Annotated in this window: 4 protein-coding genes and 1 tRNA gene; 1 reads left to right on the top strand and 4 read right to left on the bottom strand. The window is 38.4% G+C overall.

Annotation, left to right across the window (positions count from 1 at the left end; genetic code table 11):
- On the top strand, nucleotides 1–292 hold a 292-nt coding region (locus tag BQ2683_RS13765), incomplete at its 5' end, for a LysM peptidoglycan-binding domain-containing protein (protein ID WP_141720157.1).
- A 338-nt stretch (nucleotides 293–630) separates the two neighbouring features.
- Here BQ2683_RS13765 and BQ2683_RS00020 read toward each other — a convergent pair.
- From BQ2683_RS00020 to BQ2683_RS00005, 4 genes are all read right to left on the bottom strand, one after another.
- Complete coding sequence (locus BQ2683_RS00020) at nucleotides 631–1170, bottom strand: hypothetical protein (RefSeq protein WP_069986651.1); 540 nt, start codon at nucleotides 1168–1170, stop codon at nucleotides 631–633.
- Between the two features lie 362 nt (nucleotides 1171–1532).
- Nucleotides 1533–1760, bottom strand: coding sequence for a helix-turn-helix domain-containing protein (locus BQ2683_RS00015; protein ID WP_069986649.1), 228 nt, complete (start codon nucleotides 1758–1760; stop codon nucleotides 1533–1535).
- A gap of 25 nt (nucleotides 1761–1785) precedes the next feature.
- On the bottom strand, nucleotides 1786–2499 hold the full coding sequence (locus BQ2683_RS00010) for a pentapeptide repeat-containing protein (protein ID WP_069986647.1): 714 nt from the start codon (nucleotides 2497–2499) through the stop codon (nucleotides 1786–1788).
- Nucleotides 2500–3178: 679 nt separating this feature from the next.
- Nucleotides 3179–3254 (bottom strand) — tRNA-Asn (locus BQ2683_RS00005).
- Between the last annotated feature and the right edge of the window lie 49 nt (nucleotides 3255–3303).

The following is a 3303-nucleotide window of genomic DNA, read 5'->3' as shown; positions in this document are numbered from 1 at the left end:
AATTCCGTCCGAGTGGAAAACAGGCACGATTACCCGTATTGTAGAAGGCGCACGCAATCCATACTTACTGAATAACGGTAATTTAGGATGGTGCAACGACGGCGATATCAGAGGACGTGGGAGCATTGCAGGTGGTTCTGCTCCTCAATCTGTTACATACACGGTACAATCTGGTGATACTCTTTCCGGCATCGCTGCAAAATACGGGACAAGCTATCAGCATTTAGCTAGTATCAACGGCATTTCCAATCCAGATAAAATCTATGTTGGGCAAAAAATCAAAATTAAATAAAGTCGAAATGCGGCGTATGTTTTCGGACTACGCTTAGAGGGGCACTCTGTGGTCCTCTCCTTTAATAACGAAACCCGGTAGGATTGATTTCCTACCGGGTTTTTGTTGTTATAATGATATTCTTATCGTCATCCACAGATTGATGACGAAGAATAATATGCTGCAAATTATCAATATGATGTGGTAACCCGTGAAAGAGTTACGGCTTTTTGCATCCAGTATATTAATCAATATGGTTAATATGGTTAGGATGCCCGCCAATACGCAGCCTATTATGTAACCCATGCTTACACCCCCTTTCTGAAATAGCGTCTAGGTTTAGGGATACCATAGCCCTTCTATTTGATTGTTGTTTTTATAGGCTTGCTAACCTCAAGCCTATTTTTGAGTTCCGACCCTGCCAAATCTCCATCTTTGGTGTAGTCGAATCCCTTGATGGTTACCGCCACATACGCAGCGGCGTATTGGATTAACGCCGGTGGTAACGTGCCGACTACTTTCTTGCCCTGGATATCGCCAATAGTGACAGTATCCAGAATGATATGATTGGGGTACATAGTGGACAAAATATCCACTGTACCCTGATGTCGTGACGCAATCACCACGCTGTCATTTTTATTGATTTCTGGTGCATATTCAACATGTACCAGATTAACAACCAAATCAGCGTCAATAATCTGCTGAGTTTTCGAGAATACCGTACCCCGTGGCAATACTGGGGCATAGTATTCATTAATTCCCATCCCCAGCATAATGGCAGGGGACAAGGTAGACAAAATAGCCTTTTCTCCCTTAGAGTTGCTCAATTTTTGCAGCCCTTTAAAACTTTCAAATCCATAAACTTCTAAGTTTTTATTCAACAATTTGTTTAATTCCATTTTTTCCGCTCCTTTGCTGATTACTCCATTATTTTTTGTTTCTTTTTATCAACACTTTATTCAAGGTGTTGATATTGATTGCTAGTGCTGTCAAGCTAACTATTAATGCAATCGAACTAATTATTAATACAATTACTTGCATAATTGCCAAGATTGAGCTATAATATAATTGCCCTTATAGGGCGGGGGATTGCTCCCCCGAAATGATTATTTTTTGGCCGATCTGCTTATTACGATTGCTGTTATTAGTGAGATAACAGCTGTGGACAGATTGGCCATTGTTATTATTAGCTCAATCATTTGTTCACCTCCTTCCTACAATTACATTATATCACTATAAGCTAAACTTGTCAAGCTTTTAGCTAAAGTTTTTCATCTTTTTTTATCGTAAAGAAACATTCGTCCAGCTCCTCACTGGTCAAATGTAAAGCCTGACGAATCTTTACGATGTCGGTTTGGGTAAACACTCTATTACCTGACATTTTTTGTGAAAAATAGGAATTAGAATATCCTAACATTTCCGCCAGCTCTTTTTGTGTTCCAATTCTCTCCGTTATATAATAACGGAGTTTGTTGTAATTAAATTCCATCGTTCATATCCTCCTTTTGTTGATTTTACAAATTACAGTCGCTCAAATCTGTTTCAATAAATTTTACTTCTGTTTGCTCTTCCGCGAAAACCAATTGGCCCTCGTCGATATTGGTTTGACTATCCTCAAAATTACACCCATTACAATCGCACCGGACAAAAGTGCTACCGCATAAACAAGTACTGCTAAAATCCGCATTACGCAACTCACAGTTCTCAAAAACAGAGCAGATAGTCTGGTTAGTAAATTTCACATCATTCATATCGCAACTAACAAATGTAGCTTCAATTGCCCCTCCAGAGCACCCTAATTGGTGAGATAAGTCCGTGCTATCGAAATTACAGCCAATGAATTTTGTCGGTTCCCCTACAGAAGCGCCGATTGATTGGACGGTTAACTGACAACCTCTAAAGTCGCAGTCAACAAAAGACATATCGCATCCTATCAAATTTAGTGCCGCACCGGTAAAATTGGCACCTGTAACCTTCTTGCCAGCAGCAGGGAGACTATAGCGGCCAAAATTACAGTATGACAGGTTTGCGAAGTCAAAAATAATATATGGTTTTGTGCGATATTTGTCCAATACCTTTTCAAAATCTAAGCGGCTCAAATCACATCCACTTAAATCTAAGGTTACAAGGCTGTAACCATTATTTTCGATATTGGTCGTTGCCGCCAGCAATTCTTCCAACATATCTTGTGCGAGTTTTTTAACGTCTGGTTTAATAATCATTCTCATTGTATTTCCTCCGTCGTTGTATTTTGTTTTTTTCTATGTCTATATTGTATCACTATAAGCTAAACTTGTCAAGCTATTTGCTAAAGTTTTTTTATTTTTATTTTTTTGCATAAAAAAACAGCCACCGTTGCGGTGGCTGTTTACTGTTTGCTGTCAAATTACAATACAATATTTCAATCCACAGAGGATATTACCCTCTGACAATGCCTTTAAAAGTAATTTAAGAATTTCAATCCACAGGGAGCATTGCCCCCTGACATTTTTGACAGTAAACACAATATAAGAATTTCAATCCACAGACGGTTTCCCGTCTGACAAGTGTATTATACTATAATTTTACAATAATGTAAATACTCAACATACACAAATGTATCAACTGATATTTAGCAATAATGACAAATGTTTTGTTACTAATGTGTTACTAACAGTGAGCTTTCGTACAACTTTTTGGAATAGATAAAATCAAACAAATCCCAGAAAATAAGGTATTTTCAAGGGCTATATTTTCCGAAAAAATAATATATGGTACTTGCATATCCATTTTGTATGCGCTAAACTATTTGCCGTGAGGAACATCCTTTCTGTTTTTTAGGTGGCTGTCTAATTATTTAAAATAAAACGCAGAAACGAACCCCCAAGGATAAATAACTATCCTGTAGCGGTTCGTTTCTGGCATAATTGGCTCCCCAAGTTGGACTCGAACCAACGACCCTGCGGTTAACAGCCGCATGCTCTACCGACTGAGCTATTGAGGAATATATGAAAGAAAAGTAGATTGCTCTACTTTTCTTCCTTCGTGACGGC

This window comes from Massilioclostridium coli (assembly GCF_900095865.1).
Taxonomy (GTDB): Bacteria; Bacillota; Clostridia; order Oscillospirales; family Ruminococcaceae; genus Massilioclostridium; species Massilioclostridium facile.
This window is presented reverse-complemented; position numbering and strand designations above follow the sequence as displayed.

Excerpts from the sequence above, each read along its gene's own strand:
- BQ2683_RS00020 (WP_069986651.1), bottom strand. The coding sequence starts at position 1,170 with ATGGAATTAAACAAATTGTTGAATAAAAACTTAGAAGTTTATGGATTT.
- BQ2683_RS00015 (WP_069986649.1), bottom strand. The coding sequence starts at position 1,760 with ATGGAATTTAATTACAACAAACTCCGTTATTATATAACGGAGAGAATT.
- BQ2683_RS00010 (WP_069986647.1), bottom strand. The coding sequence starts at position 2,499 with ATGAGAATGATTATTAAACCAGACGTTAAAAAACTCGCACAAGATATG.